Annotated in this window: 24 protein-coding genes and 1 tRNA gene; 15 read left to right on the top strand and 10 right to left on the bottom strand. The window is 52.2% G+C overall.

Annotated elements, in window-relative coordinates; translation table 11 throughout:
* Positions 1-282: 282 nt before the first annotated feature.
* The 8 genes from H607_RS13365 to H607_RS0108055 form a co-directional block, all read right to left on the bottom strand.
* On the bottom strand, positions 283-807 hold the full coding sequence (locus H607_RS13365; RefSeq protein ID WP_157381282.1) for a hypothetical protein: 525 nt from the start codon (positions 805-807) through the stop codon (positions 283-285).
* Positions 808-1,357: 550 nt separating this feature from the next.
* A complete protein-coding gene (gene repC / locus H607_RS12245; RefSeq protein ID WP_051240765.1) occupies positions 1,358-2,266 on the bottom strand; it encodes a replication protein C, IncQ-type in 909 nt (302 codons plus the stop codon).
* 14 nt (positions 2,267-2,280) lie between these two features.
* Positions 2,281-3,366, bottom strand: coding sequence for a helicase RepA family protein (locus tag H607_RS12240; protein ID WP_051240764.1), 1,086 nt, complete (start codon positions 3,364-3,366; stop codon positions 2,281-2,283).
* Positions 3,363-3,650 (bottom strand): hypothetical protein, encoded by a 288-nt coding sequence (locus H607_RS0108070; RefSeq protein ID WP_028875023.1) that lies wholly within the window; start codon positions 3,648-3,650, stop codon positions 3,363-3,365. Before H607_RS0108070 ends, H607_RS12240 begins: the two co-directional genes overlap by 4 nt.
* A gap of 10 nt (positions 3,651-3,660) precedes the next feature.
* Entirely contained in the window at positions 3,661-3,999 is a 339-nt protein-coding gene (locus tag H607_RS0108065) for a hypothetical protein (protein ID WP_028875022.1), read from the bottom strand.
* Positions 4,000-4,572: 573 nt separating this feature from the next.
* Complete coding sequence (locus tag H607_RS13360) at positions 4,573-4,947, bottom strand: hypothetical protein (RefSeq protein ID WP_157381281.1); 375 nt, start codon at positions 4,945-4,947, stop codon at positions 4,573-4,575.
* A 72-nt stretch (positions 4,948-5,019) separates the two neighbouring features.
* Positions 5,020-7,158, bottom strand: coding sequence for a DotA/TraY family protein (locus H607_RS12235; RefSeq protein ID WP_037990078.1), 2,139 nt, complete (start codon positions 7,156-7,158; stop codon positions 5,020-5,022).
* A gap of 14 nt (positions 7,159-7,172) precedes the next feature.
* Positions 7,173-7,640 (bottom strand): hypothetical protein, encoded by a 468-nt coding sequence (locus tag H607_RS0108055; RefSeq protein ID WP_028875021.1) that lies wholly within the window; start codon positions 7,638-7,640, stop codon positions 7,173-7,175.
* 377 nt (positions 7,641-8,017) lie between these two features.
* Between H607_RS0108055 and H607_RS0108050 the strand changes: the two genes are divergently transcribed.
* The 4 genes from H607_RS0108050 to H607_RS13350 are packed head-to-tail and all read left to right on the top strand — an operon-like array spanning position 8,018 to position 11,434.
* A complete protein-coding gene (locus H607_RS0108050; RefSeq protein ID WP_028875020.1) occupies positions 8,018-9,784 on the top strand; it encodes a type IV secretion system DNA-binding domain-containing protein in 1,767 nt (588 codons plus the stop codon).
* A gap of 2 nt (positions 9,785-9,786) precedes the next feature.
* The gene (locus H607_RS0108045) at positions 9,787-10,851 is read left to right on the top strand and encodes a toprim domain-containing protein (protein ID WP_169393597.1); all 1,065 of its coding nucleotides are present in this window, start codon (positions 9,787-9,789) and stop codon (positions 10,849-10,851) included.
* 39 nt (positions 10,852-10,890) lie between these two features.
* Entirely contained in the window at positions 10,891-11,214 is a 324-nt protein-coding gene (locus H607_RS13355; RefSeq protein WP_157381280.1) for a hypothetical protein, read from the top strand.
* Entirely contained in the window at positions 11,207-11,434 is a 228-nt protein-coding gene (locus tag H607_RS13350; RefSeq protein ID WP_157381279.1) for a hypothetical protein, read from the top strand. The genes H607_RS13355 and H607_RS13350 overlap by 8 nt, the downstream gene beginning before the upstream one ends.
* Before the next feature lie 149 nt (positions 11,435-11,583).
* On the opposite strand, the gene mobF is transcribed toward H607_RS13350, so the two are convergent.
* Positions 11,584-14,109: a MobF family relaxase gene (gene mobF / locus H607_RS12915; RefSeq protein WP_157381278.1), complete on the bottom strand. Its 2,526-nt coding sequence runs from the start codon at positions 14,107-14,109 to the stop codon at positions 11,584-11,586.
* Positions 14,110-14,951: 842 nt separating this feature from the next.
* On the opposite strand from mobF, the gene H607_RS0108030 reads away from it, so the two are divergent.
* The 5 genes from H607_RS0108030 (at position 14,952) to H607_RS13345 (ending at position 17,652) form a co-directional block, all read left to right on the top strand.
* Positions 14,952-15,398 carry a hypothetical protein gene (locus tag H607_RS0108030; RefSeq protein WP_028875016.1) on the top strand — a complete coding sequence of 149 codons (447 nt, stop codon included), beginning with the start codon at positions 14,952-14,954 and terminating at the stop codon, positions 15,396-15,398.
* 21 nt (positions 15,399-15,419) lie between these two features.
* Entirely contained in the window at positions 15,420-16,181 is a 762-nt protein-coding gene (locus H607_RS0108025) for a hypothetical protein (protein WP_028875015.1), read from the top strand.
* A 64-nt stretch (positions 16,182-16,245) separates the two neighbouring features.
* Positions 16,246-16,842, top strand: a complete 597-nt coding sequence (locus H607_RS0108020) for a hypothetical protein (protein ID WP_028875014.1) — start codon at positions 16,246-16,248, stop codon at positions 16,840-16,842.
* Between the two features lie 20 nt (positions 16,843-16,862).
* On the top strand, positions 16,863-17,267 hold the full coding sequence (locus H607_RS13140; RefSeq protein ID WP_083961991.1) for an H-NS histone family protein: 405 nt from the start codon (positions 16,863-16,865) through the stop codon (positions 17,265-17,267).
* Between the two features lie 94 nt (positions 17,268-17,361).
* Positions 17,362-17,652 carry a hypothetical protein gene (locus H607_RS13345; protein ID WP_028875013.1) on the top strand — a complete coding sequence of 97 codons (291 nt, stop codon included), beginning with the start codon at positions 17,362-17,364 and terminating at the stop codon, positions 17,650-17,652.
* 439 nt (positions 17,653-18,091) lie between these two features.
* Here the strand turns inward: H607_RS13345 and H607_RS12225 are convergent, their stop codons facing one another.
* Entirely contained in the window at positions 18,092-19,444 is a 1,353-nt protein-coding gene (locus H607_RS12225) for a tyrosine-type recombinase/integrase (protein ID WP_051240763.1), read from the bottom strand.
* Positions 19,445-19,560: 116 nt separating this feature from the next.
* On the opposite strand from H607_RS12225, the gene H607_RS13340 reads away from it, so the two are divergent.
* The 6 genes from H607_RS13340 to H607_RS13790 all read left to right on the top strand — a co-directional run.
* Positions 19,561-19,672 (top strand) — tRNA-OTHER (locus H607_RS13340).
* Positions 19,673-19,775: 103 nt separating this feature from the next.
* Positions 19,776-19,973: a hypothetical protein gene (locus H607_RS0108000; protein WP_028875012.1), complete on the top strand. Its 198-nt coding sequence runs from the start codon at positions 19,776-19,778 to the stop codon at positions 19,971-19,973.
* On the top strand, positions 19,961-20,200 hold the full coding sequence (locus H607_RS0107995) for a type II toxin-antitoxin system ParD family antitoxin (RefSeq protein ID WP_083961990.1): 240 nt from the start codon (positions 19,961-19,963) through the stop codon (positions 20,198-20,200). The genes H607_RS0108000 and H607_RS0107995 overlap by 13 nt, the downstream gene beginning before the upstream one ends.
* Entirely contained in the window at positions 20,197-20,526 is a 330-nt protein-coding gene (locus H607_RS0107990) for a type II toxin-antitoxin system RelE/ParE family toxin (RefSeq protein WP_028875010.1), read from the top strand. The genes H607_RS0107995 and H607_RS0107990 overlap by 4 nt, the downstream gene beginning before the upstream one ends.
* A gap of 15 nt (positions 20,527-20,541) precedes the next feature.
* Positions 20,542-20,727 carry a hypothetical protein gene (locus H607_RS13490; protein ID WP_169393596.1) on the top strand — a complete coding sequence of 62 codons (186 nt, stop codon included), beginning with the start codon at positions 20,542-20,544 and terminating at the stop codon, positions 20,725-20,727.
* Positions 20,684-20,931: hypothetical protein (locus H607_RS13790; protein ID WP_211218515.1), on the top strand; the 248-nt coding region annotated here is incomplete at its 3' end. The genes H607_RS13490 and H607_RS13790, both read left to right, overlap by 44 nt.

The following is a 20,931-nucleotide window of genomic DNA, read 5'->3' as shown; positions in this document are numbered from 1 at the left end:
CGATAGCGTCTTGGCCGCCCCATGGTGTCTCATGCTCTGGCCGCCAAAGCCTTGATGTCTTGGCCGCCCCATGCTGTGGTTGTTGTCTGACAAGCTGCGGGCGGGAGAGGCGAAGCGCGGCGGGAATGAGGGGGTTGGCTGGATGGGGCTTGGGGGTTGACTGGGGAAGTCGCCCGATACCGGCGGCAGGGGTGGGGAACGGTTGGGGCAACGAGGGCAACGTTCGGGCAACAACGGGCAACAACGGGCAACGGGCGAAGATACCTTGGAACGGAACCGGCATCACCGCATCCATGCATCAGGGCAGCGGAACGGCTGACGGGCAACTCCTCGGGCAAATGGAAAGAAGAAGCCTTGCCCATATTTTCCCTTGCGTTCAATTGCCGGTTGACCATGCGCTAAATCGCATTGGTTGTCTGACAACCTGCTTTGGAATGCATCCCGTCCGCCCGCCTTGTGGTATCCGACGCGCTGCAAACGGCCCATACGGGATTTTTTGCCCTTGGTCATGCCACGACATGATCGGAACCGGAAAAATGGCATGACGGGGCGAAAAACGGGGCGAAATGGGATGGAACCGTAACATGTGTTGCTGCGCCGCTCCACCATGAAGGGGGTTCGGTGCATTCTTTTCTTCCATTTGCCCATAATTTGCCCTAAAAACGTTTCCGCTTGTTTGATATATATTTTTTGATGATGATTCCGCTTGGTTGTTTGAATTTGCCCATGTTGCCCTTTGCCCTTCTTTAAACTTCGATAAATTTTTATTTTGCGGATGATGGCTATTTTGGGATTAAATTTGCCCAATTTGCCCTTCTCTAAACTTAGAAAGCTCTTGTTTTTACGGATGGCGGTTTATGCTGGATGGTTTTTGCCCTTCGTGATGAAAAACAAAAATATACTTTTGTAAAATCAAGTTTTGTTTTTCAGTTTTTTTATTTACATTTTTCATTTTGAAAATTATTTTTTGTTTTTTTCTAGTAAATCGTTTTTGTTTTTAACGTTAGAGTCAACCCAAGCTTTCCCCCGCGGGCAAGCGGGCACGTCGCCGCCCAAAGGGCGGCGCGTGCTCCGCGCGCCTAGTAGTTGTTTATAGATACTACTAGACTGGTTTTTTCGCGTTGAAAATCGTCATCGCAAAAAGCCTTATTTTCCAATGTTTTTCGTGATGAAAAAATCTTTTTGTCATGAAAATTTTTTCAGACCTTTTCCGTGGGTTGTTCAGACCTTTTCCGTGGGTTGTTCAGACCTTTTCCGTGGGTTGTATGATAAATCAATTTTTCAATGGATTGTTCCGAACAATAAAAAACCGCGCATTTACGCGCGGTTGGCTAACTTTCGCTGTTTGCGCTTGCGTTTAATCGCTGTCGTTGGCCGCTGGCGGTATCTCCGCTATGATGGACTCGGGTCGTGGCATCATCTTTGGTCGTGTGATGTATACAAGATGGCGGGAAAGATCGATTCGCCATCTTGTCCGCTGTGCGATTTCGACCAAGGCGTCTCGTATGCGGGCGCGCCGATTGGATCGGACGGGCGCGCTTGCCTCGGCACATTGCGCGCCCCATACGTGCGGCATGAGCGTATCTATCAATACCCCGTCGCGGCCGAGTATCCCGCCGGGGCGCACGACGGCGCAAAGCCAAGCGTGCAGAATTTTCGCCACTTCGCTTTCCAGCGCGTTACGCTCGATGAGGGAAACCTTGATGTGTTGCTGCTCGCCGTAAATGCTGCGCGTCAACCTGGGATTGGCGGCGATAACGACCTCCTTGGTATCAATCTCAATTTTTGATGATAAAAGCATGCATCGACGGTCGACGCGATGCCCTGCCTCATACGCGCCAAATTCCCTGACAATAGTGCACCCAAGGCGGTGGAGGCATTTATGGACGATTTTCAGGTCTACACCGCCCGCCCCATACCCCGCATCCCTTGCAATCGCCCGTAGCGAAGTTCGGATAGCCGCCACGCGCGATCCGTCATCGACGGTTTCCGAAAATATCTTGCGCCGCAACTCGTCGCCCGTGGGCGTTTCGCTTTTGGCAACGCCGCCGCCGATTCCAAGCTGTGCGGCGACGGCTAGAAAAACGCTTTGGTCGTCGGCTCCGAGCTGCTCATACCCGTAGAATGAGATTTCTACGTTGTCGAATGTGCGGGGCGGGACAAAGAGTCTTCCGCGTTTCGTGCCGCTCGTTGGTACGAAAACGCCGTCAAAAAGATGCGCATAGTCAAACCGTGCATATGATGATTCGATACGTTTTGCAGTCATGGTGTTTACTCCTTTTAGACGGTGGCTGAATCTCTATCTTTTTTGCCGTTATTGGCATTGGGCGGTAACTTGACGAGATTAGTTGGTTGCAACACGCCGCCCGGTCCGCGTTTACACCATAGGTCTTCAATGGGCTTGACATAGTTGACTTTCGAATAACTTATCTTCATGTATTCCTTGCGAAATTCTTCGCTGACTCCGTATTCTTTCGCCTCTGTTTTATCCATAACGGACAAATTTATCTGGCATCGGATGTTATCGGTTAGAACGCTCGAACCCCGAATGGCTTGTTGCGTATCTGCATTACCGCTTAGCGCGCTTGATTTGTTCGTATGGTGCAAAAATAATATTGTCGTGCCCGTTTCGGCAATGATTTTTTTCATTGCGTTGATTAAATCGGTCATTTCTTTCGCGTTGTTTTCATCGAGCGCGTTGAATGTTCGTAACGTGTCGATGATACATAATCTCGTGTCGGAAACGCTTTTGATGATCCTGTCTTGAATAATTGGATTTGTAATATCCATGATTCTATCGATAGGATGCAAGCGCATTTTTTCCACGAAATCGGATTCGTCGATCTTGTCATCAAGATTGAAAAAGGAAATGATGTCGACCAAGCGATTACACAAAATATCCGCGTCATCTTCGGCCGAGATATAGGCGACTGCTCCATGTGTTGGCGTCGATCTCATACGTCTATGGATCGTTTCAATCCCAATCGTATCGATTCCTGTTGCCACATAAAGTGCTAATTGCAAAGCCAACATGGATTTCCCCGTCCCCCCCGCTCCAATGAGCGACGCTACCGATCGCGCCCGAATGCCCGGCAGAACGAAGTCAAGAGGGGTTTTTACGCGTTGCAAAACTTGCAACATGCGCTCCGCTCCAACGATGGGTAATGGCTCAGGCTCTGGTCTTCCCGATTTCTCGTCGGTAACTACAATTTCAAGACCAAGATTTCGGTCGACGAGGATATCCCCAACGTCATATTCCCCGCGGGCGTATTCGGGGCTATCCATGTCGATTACGCGGTTTTGCCCCTGTTTATACCCTGCATCGTCCATGTTGAGATGGATTTTTTTGTCGTTGCCGTTCATCATTTTGTTTCTCCTTTAGAATTGCCGTTGTTGAATAGCGCCATTGCCCGCAAAAATCGGTTGCGCACCCGTAAAATCGATTGAATATTCGCCGATACCAAGGCCGTCGAAATGCCATATGCTTTGGCCGCCTCGGTGGTCGGCATGCCGTTGACCAATACCTGCCGCGCTGCCTCTCGGTGGCTGCTGTGCCGTGCGCGTGGCATCATCGACGTGATGGCGTCATACTCGTGCGGAGCAAGGAAGCCGCGATATTTCGATGGATTGCCTTTGCCTTTTTTGCTCATGGTTATCTCCTTATCCCTTCGGGCGATTGCTGTAGTAACGACGGCGTGCCTGTGCCGTGATCGCCGTAACAACGATGGCAACAACGCCACAAGACGAAACCGGCTCGATGGGCAGGCCGCAGTAGCTGATCTCGACGCCCATTTGCCGCGCCTGGCTGGCGGCATAGGCTGATCCTACGGCGTTATACCAATCGCTAATGTTGATGGAATGCTTGTCGAATTCCGACATATGGGATACGTAATAGTCGGATGCGGTTAGCGTGCCGCGCGTAACGGCTGTTTTTAGGTAATCGTTAATTAATTCTTTGATTTTGACATCGCGGGCATTATTTGATTGGATCGATTCCATGGTATTTGCTCCTTTTGCGGTTGGCGATGATTGTAGATTAGCATATCGTCTTGGACTTTCCGAAATCCGCGCAAATCATCTTATTATTGGGCGGCCTAATCGCGGAATCATTGACGGACAAAGACTTTCAATAATCTTTGCTTTTCCAAATCGTTTTTTCAATTCGGAGAGCGAATTGAAAAGCCTTGAAAGACAAGGCTAGAAAAAAAGTGTAACAAGTTATTGCTAGACGGACGGCTGGATTGGCGGCGCGGAGAGGCGGGACGGATGGGGCGGAGAGGGGACAGGCGGCGGAGCGGAAAGAGGGGAGAATGGGGAGATGGGCAAAGGGGGCAATGGGGCAACAGCGGGCGAAGATGCCAATCACTAATCGGTGGCACCTTCGCGCCTTTGGCATCTTCGGCATCTTCGACGGGGATGGGTTGGGCAAAGGGCAAAGGGCAAATACTATAAGCAGCCTATATCTACATCGGGGTAGCGGAATGGTTGGACGGGCAAATCATGGGCGAATGGAAAAGAAAAACGCGCTCAAATCCAAATCGTTACGCCAATTTGATGATTTTGCTTTGTTTATCAAGCCGTCCCAATTCTTCTTTCCATTTGCCCGACTATCAAACCGTAAATGCCGATAGATGTTGGATTGAGCGGTAAGCGGGGGAATCGGCGGCCACTTTCTCTTTCCATTTGCCCGCTGTTGCCCAAACGAACTTTTCCGTTCCAATTTGGCGGGTTGTGGCAATACCGTTTCCGCTCAAAGAATATTTTGCCCGTATTAATTTGCCCGATGATTTGCCCAAACGAACTTTTCCGTTCCAATTTGGCGGGTTGTGGCAATACCGTTTCCGCCCAAAGAATAATTTGCCCGTATTTGCCCGTCTGTTGCCCCGATAGTTGAGAATGAGATTTATTTCTGAGATGGCTATATTTTGATTTTTTTTTGCCCGTCAAATCTTGTAGAGCAAAAAAAAAGGCCGCGTTTTCCGCGGCCGTGAATGGGATCGGATCGGGATCGCGCCTCTGTTACATCTCCGCTTTCCCTACGCCCGCCTTGGGTAGTCCGTCGACCTTGACCGCCCGCGTTGCCTCTGCCGCCGCTCCACCTACGGCATGCGCCCCTTGCGTCCCGCCGCCGCTACCGTGTAGCGCCTCGCTGGTTGCCTGTGCGACGGACGTCCCCAGTGCGGCCGTGGCTGCGCCGATCCACCCAAGGATGTGGTCCGCGCCGGTAACAACGACGTCATACGATTTTTTTGTAATCGTAACGATGAGGACGATGTAAATCAGCGGCGCGATGATTGCGCCAAGGATCGACCCCATGCCGCCGCTGCTGCCCGCATAGATGGCGCTGTCGATCGCCGTCCCGAAAGTATGCGTAATCAATTTGATTGTATATGATGATATGATATACGCGGCGAATAACGAAATTGTCATGGTAATCGGCTTGAGGACAACCCCTGTAAGCAATTGGTATCCTTGCATTGCTCGCATTCCCGCCGGTCCCGCGCTTTGATCCGGCAGCGCATGCGACGCTGCCCAAAGCGGGGCGGCCAGCAAGGCCAATAACAGGCTGACCATCCACCCAAGGACGCCGGCATACCAATATAATGCCGGTATCATCGGCAGATAGTATGCCAATGTGATACCGCCTACGATGACCGCGGTAATGGCGGCGTATGCCAACTTGATACCAATTTCCAATCCGGCCGACCCGACCATCGCCGCGCCCGCGACCAACTGGCCACCGGGAACGACCGCGGCGGCCTGGAGCACGTCGGTCGCAATCTTGGCTTTTTCGGCAAGTTTGACGCCCGTCATCAATCCTATGGCCGTTGGGCCAAGGAGCGTATGCCCGTATCCGGCCAATGCCTGCATCGGATCGCCCGAATCGATCCCCTTGGCCGCAATTCTCCATGCCTCTTGCATATTGATTAGCGGCCGCCCGAAAATCATTGACAGCGCATCATCGCTCGCTGCGTCCCCGCGTGTTAGGCCGCCTTGCGTGCCTGTCGTAACGCTAACTATATTATTGGTGCTGCGGCCGACGATTTCGCGCGCCCGCTGGACGGCGGGGCCGACGGTATCTGCATACATCGGTATTTGCTGCGGTCTGACGCTCGATGATGATGGCTTAATATCGCCAAGCGCCGCGATCTCGCCCGATTTTGCGGAGATCGCGAAAAACCACGACCCCGCCGAAAGCCACCCGTCCGCCGTCGCCGCCGTCCCCGCCGCGGCCATGCCCTGCGATACTGTGCTCCGCTCCGCATTGGCGGCCGCCTGCAATGCCGCGGTAACGCCGCTATAGTATGTCTGCGCCGCATCCTGCACGGCCGCCCGCATATCGTCGCTGATCGGATTATCAAGATCGATCGCCTGCGCCGCTACGCTGTCGAGCGCCGAGACGAGCGTCGCGTATTGAGACGCGACGGATTTGCACATCTGGTATTTTGGCGGCGGGCCGGAAAATATGCTGCGGAGTGTCCCGATGATGCCGGATGTGTCGTAACCGCTAATCGACGCGCAATCCAAGACGATTTCGCCGCAAACCGGATCGCCGCGGGAATTGCTCCACGTGATGCGGTATCCATTAGACATATCGACTTTGGCTGATACGCCATTCGGATCAATGGATGACAATTGGGAATTATACGCATGCTTGCAGATTTGCGATTGCAGTATCGTCTCGACTTGCTCCGGCTGTAACTGCGCCGCCGTGACCGGCAAAATCGTGCCGTTTGATTGCCAGTAATTTATAACATTTGTATATACGAGATTCGCCCCGAAGACCGACAAGGCGACGCACAAAACGATCCCCGCTTGCAATATGCTATACCCGCCTAGGGCTGCTACGGGCACGCATAGCATCATGCCGCCGACGATCCTAATCGGCGTCCATAGGGCGTTCCACGCCCTGCCCAAAGGCGTTCCCTCATGCGCCGTGTTCGCAATCCCGACGATCATGATGTACAGAACGACTATCCCCAAGGCAAACGCCGCAAAGGAGTTATACGCTTTCATCATTTCGGCGAGGACGCCCGCGCCTGCGCCGCCCGCGGTGTCGTAGGTTGCTCCTGTTGCTATTCCCCACAGATGGGGGAAAATTTGCTGAATCCCTTGTGCCGAAAGGTCGGATGAGGGAATCGATACGGTGGTAGACATGATGGGTCTCCTTATCAGGATTTGGCGGTCAGCCAAGCAATAAACGGTTGATAATTAGATTGTGTTTTTATCATTTCGATTCGCCATTGCGCTAGCGCGATTTGAATCATCCCGTAGATTAGCGAAACGATAAATAAAAATGTTATTGAAATTTTGCTAATTACAACATCCCGAAAATCTAGCGTTGCGTAGTTGTAAAATACAAACAGAATCGCAAACGCAAGCAAAAATTGTGTCAATCGCAAATTTCTTATAATCAATTTTCGATTCCCCTCATGGATTCCCCATTCCGCCATGAGTTCCTCGTGGCTTATCGTATTATCATTTTGGGAATCCTTGCGTTTTGCCTCGGCGATCAATCGGCGCAATGCCTTGCGGTTCGCCTTGTGAAAATCAATAACATTTCCCGCGATTGCTTTAGCGTTGTCGATCCCCGCAATTTTTGAAATGTTTTTGCGGGTCGGAAAGATGAGCGAAAACATGGTGTATCTCCTTGTTAGATAAGGGTTTCTTGGCGCGATGCGCGTATATCGTAGTGTGCGCCTGCGATGCAAACTGCGATAAACGGTAGCGTGGCAATCATATAGATTACTCCGCCGGTCGATGCGATTGTGCCGATATATATAGCGGTCGCGTAACATATGGCCGCCCGTAATCGCGTTGCTCCTTTCGTTCGCCGGAATTGCCGCGCCTGTTGCTCGATTCGTGCCCGTGCCGCGGATCGGGTTTGGCGAACACGACGATAAGCGCCGACGATTGCCTCTTTAGCGGTTACGATTGTTGCTGTTAATCTCATGGTTGCGTCTCCGATGGAATGTGCTACAATGGCATTATAGCATGGTTAATCGGAGTGTCAATCATGGGCGCGAAAAAAGATGATAACGACCGCGGGGTCGGCGGATTGCCGCCCGAACAATCGATAATAATATCTGGGATTGTATGGGTGATTGTCTGGCTAATCGTAATGGCGATTAGCGGCAATGTCGCTGTCGGGGATGATGTGCGCCGATTATGCGTGGAGACATTGGCGCTCGTCGTTGGTCATAATCTGCCGTCATTACCTGTCGGCCTATGTATCGTCGTGTCGGCCGTTGTAGCGACGGCGGCGGCCGTATCGATCTATGTGTCGCTTACCGCTGGCGTGCCCGTTGAGCAACACGTGCGCGGGCCAAGGATCGGGACGGCGCGGGATATCGCGGCAATCGAGGCGGACGGAATACGAGCGACGGGGCGGGGAATAGCAATCGGGGACGCGGTATTGTCAAGGCGGCGGGAAACGGGGCATATGCTGATCCTGGGGCTGCCGGGGAGCGGCAAAACCGTAACGATCAATTCCATCATCATACAGATAATTGAGCGTATCCGTGAGGCGCGGGCGAAAAAGAGGCGGGCCGAGAAGATCGTCATCCATGATCCCAAGGGCGATTACGCGGCATGGATTCCCTCGGATTTGGCGCTTATCGTGGGGCCGTGGGACGCGCGACATACCGCATGGCGCATCGGGGCAGACGTCAATACATCGGCATTGGCGCACGAAATTGCCGCGGCTTGGGTGCCCGAAAGCCGCGATCCGATTTTCAGCAATGGCGCGAGGTCGGCGCTTGCCGGTGTCATAATGTATTTGCAACGCACCAAGGGCACCGATTGGGATTTTTCCGATCTGTCTGGCATACTGCAATTAGACCCAATTCCCCTTTGCCGGATTGCAATCGAGGGCTACCCCGCCAATTCATCCGTCCTAACAATGGATGACAAGGGCATTCCGGTAGTTACCACGCTCAACATCCTTACAAATATGACTTCGCCATTACAATGGATACATCAAATTGCTAATGCTGATCGCATTGCAAAATCGAAAATCTCTTTGCACGATTGGATTTTGGGCAACCCCAAGCGTCCAATCCTTGTCCTCAAAAATGATGCCCGGTATTCGGCCGCGGGCGCGGGACTATTTGGGGCAATCCTGAAAACGATTGCAAGTGTCATTTGCGGATCGGAAATGAACGAAATCCCGCCGAGTAAGCCTGGAACGTGGATCATCATTGACGAGTATCCCCAATTGGGGCGCGAAACTGGCCGTCCTGTGCGCCAATTGCAAGAATTTGGCCGCTCGCGCGGGGCGCGTGTGGTTGTGGCCGCCCAAGACCCGTCGCAGATCATCGATATATATGGCAGGGACGCGGGAAGAGCGCAAATGTCGGTGCAGCAGACTATTATCTACGGTCGTTTGAGCGCGCAATCGGCGCATGAAATATCTGTAAATTCTGGCAAGCGCTTAATCAAACGGAATGACACTCAAATTGGTGTCCGCGGGATCGAGCATCGGTCGAGCTACGCGGAATCCCCTGTTATTGACCCCAGCGATATTACGGGGTTGTCGATTACACGGCGCGGGCCGGAAATTCTATTGGTCGTCGAGGGACGCCCCGCGAAAATCATCGTGCCTTTCGCAAAAGTAAATAATATAAATCCGCAACACGTTGAAAATACAGCGTTTTCCGCCGCGCCCGTCCCCGCCGAGGAGCAATCGCCATTTGGCGAAGATTTCCAAGAGGGGGTTGACATTGACAATAATGGCGATCTATCATTGTCATCGTCGATTGTTAATCGTGTCATTAGGAGATGACCATGGACGAAGAACTGCAACGATTCAAAACCGAAATCGATTTGGTCGATTTCATGGTGGGCAATGGCTGCAATATTGTGCGCCGCTATTCCAATTCGGTCGAACTTCGCGGACATGGCGGGAAATTTTATGTCCGAAAAGTTGGAAATGATTACGTCTTTAAGGATTTTGTGAATGACAAGGGCGGAACAATCATTGATTTTTGCCAAGATTATCTAATGGCGGGAAATCTTGGTGAAGTAAGAAAAATGCTGCGTGATTATTCGGGGATTCGGGTTAACCAAAGCAACCAACAAATGGTCGGAAGACCGAAGGAGAAAAAAATGGAAACAGAAAAAGAAGTCGTGGTTGAAAAAAACCTCGAAAAAATACAGGAAGACATGCGTAATTTCCGGCCGACGGACGGAAAACACAATTATTTACGCGGTGAACGCAAAATCGCAGTTGGCATTTTGCGGGACGAAAGATTTGCCGATCGGGTGTTGACGGACTATCGCGGAAATGCGATTTTCCCTCATCGCGGGAAGGCGGTGGTAAATGGAAAAGTATCATCAATAATTACCGGCTACGAGATCAAAAATCGCGGATTTACTGGTTTTTCGGCTGGTGGAGAAAAAGGATTGTGGTATACCGCCAATGCCGCGAAAGCGCAAAAAATCGTGATTACCGAGTCTGCAATTGATGCAATGTCGCATGCGCAATTGCGAAAAACCGATGCAAGTGTCGGCTATGTTTCGATTGGCGGGGCAATGAGCGAACGGCAAAAGGAATTGCTAAAATCGCTCATCGCAAAAGCCCATTCTCGCGGGGCGGAAATCGTGCTAGGTCTCGATAACGACCCCGCTGGCGACAAAATGAGCCAACAGGTGCGCGATTTGGCGCGCGAATGTGGGGTGATGACGATAAAACGGGAAGTGCCGGTAAATAAGGACTGGAATGATGATTTGAAAGAAAAGATAAAGAAAATGGAAGAAGATGTTAAAAAATACAAAGAAGATGACAAAATGGGCGAATGGAAAAAAGAAGAATCCCATCAAACCCAAGCCCAAATGACGATGACAGCGTAACTGACGATGACAGCGTAACAAACAACAAGGAGCATGATCATGATGACGATCGATGACACCTATTCCCTGCCGTCCGATAGCGACATATATCGAGCGGCAAACGTTTTGATTGCCCGCCACGGGAAAAGGGACATTGGCGGCTACGGCTTACGCCCCGGCGTGGCGATCCGAATAGCGATTTGCTCGATGGGCTACGGATGGCCGCGGGATGATCGGGATATTATACGGCTGGCAGAAAGCGACAAAATGCTTTTGCCGCGCGCTGAGACACTTTTTGGCGGCCGAAAAAATGATGTTTTGTTTTTCGCCCATCTACAAAATGATGTGGAAAGAATTATCAATAAAGGAGAAAACCGTGAATAACGAAGAAATGATGACGATGGACGAAGCGGAATACGATGTATTTTACGCTTGCGCGCAAAAAATTATAGATGATCTCGTATCGGGGAAGATCGGGATTGGAAAAATTGATGAATCGGACTTGGAGCAAATCGTCCAAAAATACATCTCGGACGATCCGCGGCTCGCTACTTATGACAAAGGATTGACGGCTAGAAAAATCATTAAGGAATTGCTTGGTTGAGCGCTAGTTCAGGTTTCATTGTAAGGCGGGGAAAACCCCGCCTTTTTCTTTTTCCATTTGCCCGAGGAGTTGCCCCGTTTCTGTCCTGTTCTTCGTTTCCGTCCGGAAATAATTTTGCCCACAATTTGCCCACGTTGCCCGTTGCCCAGTCATGCCGCTTGCTGCGCCGCCTGTTGCTGCGCTTGCTGCTGCTGCATGGTGTAATCGAGCGTCGTCGATTTAGCGCTTACCCTGCCGTATGCCTGCTCAATCCTTGCCCGTGCCTCTGCCTCGTCTACCCCGTCCGCGTGCCCGATGATCTGGATCGATTCCCGATGCCGTGATAATTGGACATAGGCCAATTCCCGCGATGCCAAAGACGATTCGGCCGATAGGTAGGCAATCGCATGATCGACCGTGACGCCCTGGCTTGCGTGTACCGTCATCGCGTATCCATGCTGGATATGCTGATATTGCGCCGTATCGATCTGGATTGTCGCCCCGTCTCGGTCTCGGCGCACGTGTAATATGATTTGGCCGCCTTGCTGCTCGATTTTCTCAACCGTTCCCAAGTCTCCGTTGGCAACTCCAATTTTCTTGTCATTCTTTCTAAATATGATTCTATCATTTTCCGATACTTCGATCCGCTGCCCCTCGTGCCCGATGATCTCGGTGCCCGTCCCGGTAATCCCTAGCGCATCGCGGATGCGATTATTAATTTCGGCCGCGTCTGCGCGGTTGGCAGCCGTAACGATGATTTGCTCGGCGGACGCCCCGCCAAGCCGTAGATCGATATAGGCGGCCGCCACTCGATCGATGGCGCTTGCCCTGTCGGTATCGATCCGCAAGTTGCCAAGTTTGGCGTGAATGCCCAGGCTGCCCGCGATGTCGCCCCGCTCCGCCAGCCGGACGGCGGCCACATGATCGCTATGTCGTTGCCGCCGGATCGCGGTGATTTCCGCCCCCGTCGCGGCATAGCGGCGCAAAGCCGCAAAAGCCCCGCCCGCCTCGATCGCCTGTATCTGTTTCTCGTCCCCGATGAGCACAACCCGCGCGCCCGATTTGGCCGCCTCGGACAATAGATATCTTGTGGCGCGCGAACCCAACATGCCCGCCTCGTCGATCATGATTACGTCCCGATTGGATAACTTGCGCCGCCCCTCGATGAGATCAATCGCAAGTCGCGCAATGGTTAGCTGCTCGTCGCTCGCCTCGCTCAACCCTCGGGCAGCCTTGGCTGATATGGCCGTCCCAATAACATGGTATCCCTCGCGGGAGAGCGCATCCCGTGCAATCGCGGCGGCCGTGGTTTTTCCGGCCCCGGCGACGCCCCGAACGATTGCTAACTGGCCGCCCAACATCTCGGCTACGGCCGCCCGTTGCTCCTCGCTGATTTGATACCCCGCGCGTCGCTCGTAATCCTCAATGGCGCGCGTCGGGTCAATTGCTTTGTGCGCCATGTTACGTTTCATCTGGCGCGCAATATTAATCATATCTCGTTCAATTTCAATCATTGATTTCGTGCTGTATATTCCCTTTTTCTCGTCTAGGCATACCAACTCTTTGTCTTTCAAGATTTCTTGATATTCCGCTTTTACAAAATCGATTCCTAACCCGCAATGTTGAGCATAGATTGCTAATTCCCTTTTTATGTCGCTTTGCGAAAACGTTGATTGCCCTTGTGTCAACCGATCGTATAATTCTTTTCGATCATACGTTTTGCTTTCATTTTGCGCGCCCATGATTGATACTATTTCCGGCATTCCCAATTCTTTTGCTATGGCGCGCCAACGGGGCATAAGATCGCGGGAATTTACGCCGTCGATTTTCTTAGCGCGCCCGGCCTTGGTGATGATCTCCATACCGCGCGCGTCGTGAACACCGCGTTTTTCTGCCTCGGAAAGTATCGCAATTCGGCGTTTGGAAAACTCTTTTTCTACTTCTTTTCCAATTCCCGCAATCCTAAATGATTTTCCGTCCTCTTCGATGGAAAAACCTAATTTCTTCAATTCGGCGGCCAATTCTGCTCTGTAAAGTGCGCCAATATATAGTTTATTGCGGTAAACTTCTTCCACTGCAATAGTTCGGAATTCCCCTTTTTCATTTCGGGTAATGTTGTAAAGGAAATTATGCGAATGCAATTGTGGATCGAGGGCGCGGCTGGTGCCATGCAAATGGGATGTCCAGATTACGCCCGCGGGTGCGCGCCCCGTGCCGCCATGACCGGAGCGCGTGTATACCATGCTGGCCGCCTCTTGCATGGCGCGCTGGACGGCGTGCTTATGGGCGGTCTCGATGGCCGCGCGGATGGAATCGTCCGCGGTGCCCCATGCAACGGATACGCTTTTCGGGGCGGAAAAAGTCGCGTCCCATCCCATTCGGCGGCTGGATGCGCGGGAGTGCAAGAGGTATTCGCCGGTTTGCGGGTCGCGCCCCTGCATTAGCGCGATGCGGTCTTCGCCCGTCGATTGGATGGCGGGGTCGATGCCAAGGGCTTGCAAAAGATTAGCGTCGCCGTGCCAATGGCCGTCGCCGCCCGATTCCGCGGCGTAATAGTCGTCGATTTCCCGCGCATTTTCGCCGTCAAGGTAGTCCGATACCTGTTCGGCGGCTTTTGACGATGCGGCGCTTTTTGGGGATATAGATAACATGGCGATTATCTCCAATTGATTGATTGATTCATTATAACGCGACAATCGTCAATTGCAAGTGTTCAATGCGTGATCCATTCCGTCAATATTGCTATCCTATTTTGTAAATTGTAAATTGTAGATTTCTTCCCTTGGACAAAGGTTAGGCTAGGTTACGGGTTGAGCGAATGGATGCGGACGGAATCGGAACGATTATATCTTGTCCGCTCCAATGCAAACCTGCGCTTGGTTGCCCAATGCAATATCTTGGACGCACAAAATCAATCGATTGGCAATGATTGACAAGACGCGCGGGGATGCCCTAAGGGGACGGACGATGCGGGGTTCGGCGGGATGAACGAAGCGGGGATTGAAGCGAAGCGGAAAGGCGCGGTGGGAGAGCGAAGCGGAAAAACGATATGGGATGGCTCGGCGGGCGCTCGTGGCGGGGAGCGAAGCGGATGGACGATGTGGGAAAGCGAAGCGGAAAAGCGAAGCGGCGGACAAGCGAAAGCGGAAAAACACGGGGATTGAGGCGAAAGCGGAAAAACGAATCGGAGAAAGCGAAGCGGTCAATCGGGGGCATCGAAGACGCGCCAGCGTCTCGGTGCGTCAGGTGTGATAGGTTTTCGGGCAACGAAGGCGGGGGCGGAAAAACGATGATAAACGCCTAAATGCTAACAAGGCGCTAACAAGACGCTAACGGGTAACTAATAAGGCGCTAACTAGTAACTAACGATACGCTAACGGATAACTAACAGAGCGCTAACAAGGCGCTAACCGATAACTAACAACCGGATAACTAGTAACTAACAGGGCGCTAACAAGGCGCTAACTAGTAACTAACAAGGCGCTAATTTTATGCTAAACTGTGGTTATCCTGTGTTTTTTCCCAAAGGAGCGCCGCCATGAACGGGAACGCCTATAACATCGATGTTGACGCTATCGTCGATCGCGTGAAACAACGCAAGGAAAAGTGTGATTTGGCGCATGCAATCGCGCCCGATATCGAACTGTTGGAACTTGCCATAACCCTAGGCTTGGCAAAATGGAGCGCCCTTGCGTCGCAACTGGGAGTCCATAAGGTTACGATGACGCGATCAAAGAACCGCGCAAGGGAACTGTTCGATGAATGGAAGAAAAACGGCGTGTTCGACAAATTGAACAATGCCGCCGGTGCATCGAATGTATCCAATGTGCGCCGCGATAATAATGGCGGTGTCGAACGCTTGCAATCGGGAAGTAATGTGCTACAATCGTTGCAATCGCCGATCGATGATCCGGCGATTATCGAGGAACGCCAAAAGAGGCTTAAATTCTTTGAGGCGTTCGCAAAGGCAAACGGTAAACGGTAAACAACGGTAAAGGAGATAATAATGGCTACAATCTACGTATCCCATGGGGACAAAGGCGGCATCGGCAAAAGCTACTTGTCATCGGTGATTACCGATTACATTTTGTTACGCCGCCGGTTGCCTGTATTGGCGGTCGATGGCGACATGTCGATCGATGGGAGCATCTCTAACGCGGATTACATCGCCCGTTTTGCCAATCATCCCGATGTCTATACGCAATCGGTATCGCTAAATAACCCCAAATCTGGTATCGACGCGATATATAAGCTGATGGATAAAATCGCCGATAGTCTAGGCGACGGCGCGCAAACCGTGCCCGATATCGTCATCAACACGCCCGCGAATTTCGCCCATACTTTTACCGCCGACGTGCAACGATTGATTGCAACGATGGCGGAAGATTACGGCATGGGAATACGGGTGGTCTACAGCATCGGGCAAACCGCGTTAGCCATTGCGGGCGCGGAGTCTTTCATCCGCACGGCGGAAATCAATCCTGATGATATTATCATCGCTTTGCCGACGAAAGACGTATCGCGGGATAGTTGGCTAAGCGACAAGGGGATAAAATCTCTTGTCGAGCAAGACTTGGCGTTTTTCGTGCCGAAGATGTCGGATGAATTAACGGCAATTTATGATTCTAACCCCGATAAGTCATTGGGTTCTTTCTTCGGCGATAAAGGGGTGAAAGACCTGCCGTTGAAAGATAAACTCAAGTATCGGATGATCGAGGCGCATTTACGCGAGGTTTTCCCGATCCTCGAAAAACACGTCATTCGCTGAGCGAAAAAAAGGCCGTCGAGTTTTTTTCGACGGCCGCCAACCATTAAGGAAAAGGAGAAAAGCCATGAACGATGATGACATGGACGTGATTAATGATAGCGTTTTGGACGGGGGAAGTCAACACATGGTTCGCCCGTCCACATCATCCCGCGCGGCCGCAATGGACGATATCGTGCGCGCCGCATTGGACAGGCTGGACGCTACCGATCGTGCCGCGCTCGACGTGATCATAAGGGACGACGACCCCGCGATAAGGCAGTTGATCGCCGCAATCATCATCGCGTCCGCCCGTCCTGATGCGGTGAGGGCGGCCGACAAAGTAGTTGAGACGGCCGAAAAGATAATTGAGGCGCTTGACAAGCAATCTTCGGCGGTCGAAACGTTGCGGAAAACAATGGTTGAAATCCAAGACGTAAATCGAGATTTTGTCGAATCGTCATTAATCGAATCAGTTAAGACATTAGAGGCGGCCGCCAATAACAATACGGCCGCGATCATCAAGAGCGCATCGCAAAATGTGGTAAAAGGGCTTGGCGAAAACGTATCGAATATTGTAAAATCGAAAATGCAAAATATGGTTGGATGGATTACAATTACAGCGATTGCCGCGTTATGCGCTGGAGCGGCAATCGGTATTGCTCTGACGGCGCATTTACGATGATTTAGATAGGAGAATCAAAAATGGAAACGCAAAAAGATGTATCGTCGCTAATCGATCTTGGCGCACTTGATGATGAAATGCTTGATGCACTCGCGCTTGCCGTCGAGAGTGAACGACAGAAACGCGCGAAAAACCGTTTGGAGAAGCTCAAAGCGGAAATTGTAAGGGCGGCCAAAGCGATGGGGATGGAACCTCAACAGGTTATTGAAACGCTAGTTACGCCAAAGGCTAAGACTGGTGGCGGGCGACGTCGTGGCGAAAGGAAGAATCCGCCGAAATACCGCGATCCCGAAAATCCGAACAACGTATATTCGGGGGTCGGGACGTATCCGCAATGGTTGCGGGAAAAACTGAATAATGGGGCGAAACTGGAAGATTTTTTGATTAGGGATAATCAAGGGAATGATGATGAGATTCCATTTTGAAATTGAAAAGATTTGTTGAATAGGATTGCTTGACATTGGATGATTGGATTGCTACAATGCAATCATTACCAATTCAATAGCAAAGGAGATCATTATGGACGATCCAGTGCTACGGACATTAGGTTCGGTCGCTGTTGCCGGAATAGGGGTGGCGGCCGTAGGCTTGCCAATTGCAATCATTATGATTATCATAGGATTTACGATTGGGATATGGGGAATACCCATGACTACGCGGTATTATCGAAAACAAATCCGCGCGGGGAATTGGGATGAAGTGCGGCGGCTTGAGCGGGGGGTGCTCGATATGGCAAACCGTGGGAAAAATGTGGGATTGATGCTCCGAAAATTTGCGAAAATCCGTAAAGAAGAAGGGCTTGATTATTGATTCGGATTCTTCGGCGGTTTAGATAAGGCGGCGGTCGGTTGGCCGCCTTTTTTGTTGTCTTTTTTCCTTGGGGATTGGGCAAATTATGGGCAATGCGGGAAAAACGGGCAAATTTTCTATCGGCCAGAAACGGTATAAATTACAGTTCCGCGTCTATTGGACGGAACGGTTGTTAGGGCAACGTGTTCGGGCTAATGGAAGAGAAAAAGCTGCCCCGTTTCGGTGGATGTCTCCGGCCGTTTCGTGTGGTGATTCTTTCTTCCATTCGCCCAACTATCTAATTCCGTAAATGCTGGTAGGCGGCATTGATTGAGCGACAGGCGGGGAATTGGATTCTTCTTTCCATTTGCCCAACTACTACGTTGCCCTGTTTCCGCTTGTATTATCGTTCTTTTTTGATACCGATTCCGCTTGGGATTTCTGCCCTTTGCCCTTTGCCCTAATCCTGCAAACTCTCTTCCTTTTTCTTATGTTTGCGCCCGTTCCCGTTATTCTGCCCCTTATTTTGCCCGTTTCCGTTCCCGTTTTCTTCGTTACTTTGCCCGTTATCCAACAACCCCGCCAATCCCGCGTTCTCAATGATAAATTTTTCGATTCTCTCGTGAAATTCCCGCAACATCCCGACCGGCCTAACCCGATAATGCTTTTCCGCAATGGCGCTCGGTTTGTGCCCCATGATCTGCGCCGTTACGCCTGATGGTAGGTCGCACCATTCGGCCAAAGTGCCGAAACTACGACGTAGGCCATGCTCGGAGACGTAATCGATGCCTGCCCATTCCGCGACCCGCTGTAACTGCTTGTGGCATTGGGATAGCTTTTTCCCTGCCTGTGTCGCAAAAACAAGCGTTGAGGTGCGCGGCAGTGAGTCGAGTAACTGCGCTACGTAAGGGGTAAGCCCTATCGTTCGAGACTCGCCCGCTTTGGTGTCGGCAAAAGTGATCGTCTTGAATCGCGTGTCGATGTCGTCCCATGTGAGCGCCCGCGCCTCGCCGGGTCGACAACCCGTGAGCAAGACGAATTGAACGAACGCGGCCGCCGTGGGGTTTGTTGCGGCAAGCCGGTTTCTTACGGCGTCGAACCACGCGGCCAAATGTTCCCTCTGCACGGCGTCCTGCTTGGCTTTCGGGCGGCCTAGCGCCTCTATTGCCCGTCTGCTCGGCTGGTGGCGATCGGCGAGCAAATCGGCGTAGTCGTCGGTCTCGCTGCACCACCTGAGGAACGCCCGAAGGTAACGCCATGAGAGGCGCGCGTAAGACTTGCGGTGGGTGTTGGCAAGCATCCATTCCTCGATGGCCGCGCGGTCGATCTTGTGCAACGGGCGGGTGAGCAAGTCGTAGAGGATGCCGCGCTGTCGCGTCCCATCGCCGGGATACACGACGGCTTGATGCTCTTTGTAAGTGCGCGGTTTCCATGCGCCGATCTTCCATCGCTCCTCGATGTAGGTATGCCATACCTCAAGCCCAGTTATGGGGTCAATGAGGATAGACTCGCCGTTGTCGTCTTCCTCGAACGTTATTTTGCGCGGGTCTTTGCCCTGATCCGCGGTGTAGCGTGTAGCGCGGGCGCGCTCTTTGGCCTCTGCAAGTGAGAGCGTCTCGCAATTCCCAATCGTAATACGGGTTGATTTGCTGCCTTTGCGTATCTCGACGATGTAGGTTTTCTTTCCGCCCGCAGCAAGCCGAACCCCGAATCCGCTCAATTCGGTGTCATAAACCAAGATGTATTTCTTCCCCGCCATGTCCGGCGGGAAGCGCATTTCGCGCACGATGCGCGGCGTGAGCTTGATTTTCATACGTCAGTTCTCCGATGCGTGTACCGGTGTAGCGTACCGGTGTAGCGTAACATCGGAAAACCTTGATTTTCAAGGCGTCCGCCCGAAAAAAACGCGGTTTTCCAATTTTTTGTAACCCGTTGTCGGAATTGGAAAAAAAATGAAACCCCTTGATTTTCAATGCTCCATGAAAAACCCAAATGTCAATTCGTAATCAGTAGGTCGGAGGTTCGAGTCCTCTCAACGGCATCAAAAATTCAATAAAATCAATTAGTTACGTAACCATCTTCAGCCTATAGTGCCCCAATATCGCCGCGTTTTGCCCCTACACCCTACCCGATACAATAGGGCCATGAACGCCCGCCACGACGCCAGCTACAAGCACCTCTTCTCATTGCCCAAGGTGGTGCAGCACCTCGTCGAAGGCTGCATCCCCGACGACTGGATGAAGCGGCTCGACTTCGCCGAGCTCGACGTACCCGAATCCTACGACCTGGGGGAAGTGACAAATTTTGTCAAACGAGGTACATTGAGCATATGGGTACGATGAACATTTCATTGCCGGATAGCCTTAAAGCCTTCGTCGATCAGCAGGTCGAACAAGGGCGCTATGGCACGAGCAGCGAATATGTGCGCGAACTGATTCGCAAGGACCAGGATCGGCAGCAGCTTCGCGATCTCCTGTTGACAGGGGCGGCATCTGCACCCAGCGTCGTGGCCGATGCCCAGTACTTTGACGGCCTGCGCACCCGGGTACGCCAAAGCAGCGGTTCGTGACCAGCAAACCGGTCGTTTTACGAGACCTGGCGCGTCAGGATGTGGACGACGTCTTGGTGCATTACCTGTCGGAGGGATCCCCTGCGGCAGCATTGGACTTCATCAACAAACTCGAGCAGGCGCTGGCACATATCGGGCGCCACCCCGCGACAGGCTCGCCACGCTACGCACATGAGTTGAACTTGCCTGGACTGCGGTTCTGGCAGACCAAGCGCCATCCCTATCTGATCTTCTACATCGAGCGAACCGACCATATCGACGTCTGGCGCGTTCTGCATGGCAGCCGGGATATTCCCCACTGGATGCGGGAAAACGATCAGACATAGTTCGAGGCAATCGCCATGCTTCGACGGCGAGACGAGGATGTGGTCGATGCGCCCCAACGCCGCCGCGTTTTACCCCTACCCGATTACAATAGGGGCATGAACGCCCGCCACGACGCCAGCTACAAGCACCTCTTCTCCTCGCCCAAGATGGAAGAACGTGGTCGCCGCCACCATCCGGCTCAAGCGGCAAGAGACGGCTGAAGACATCGCTCGGCTGGGCGCAGCGATGCGCGCCTGGTTCGCGTGCGATCCGGAACTTCAGCGTATTCTCGCGCTCTGGATACGCGAGTACCTGCTACGAGACCTCAAACCCGAGCTCGACGTGCCCGAATCCTACGACCTGGGGGAAGTGACCATGCAATTCGCCGAACGCATCAAAGAACAGATGAAACAGCGCGAGCAGAG

This window comes from Tepidiphilus margaritifer DSM 15129 (assembly GCF_000425565.1).
Taxonomy (GTDB): Bacteria; Pseudomonadota; Gammaproteobacteria; order Burkholderiales; family Rhodocyclaceae; genus Tepidiphilus; species Tepidiphilus margaritifer.
The sequence above is the reverse complement of the archived record's forward strand: the minus strand, read 5'-3'. Positions and strand labels throughout refer to the sequence as shown.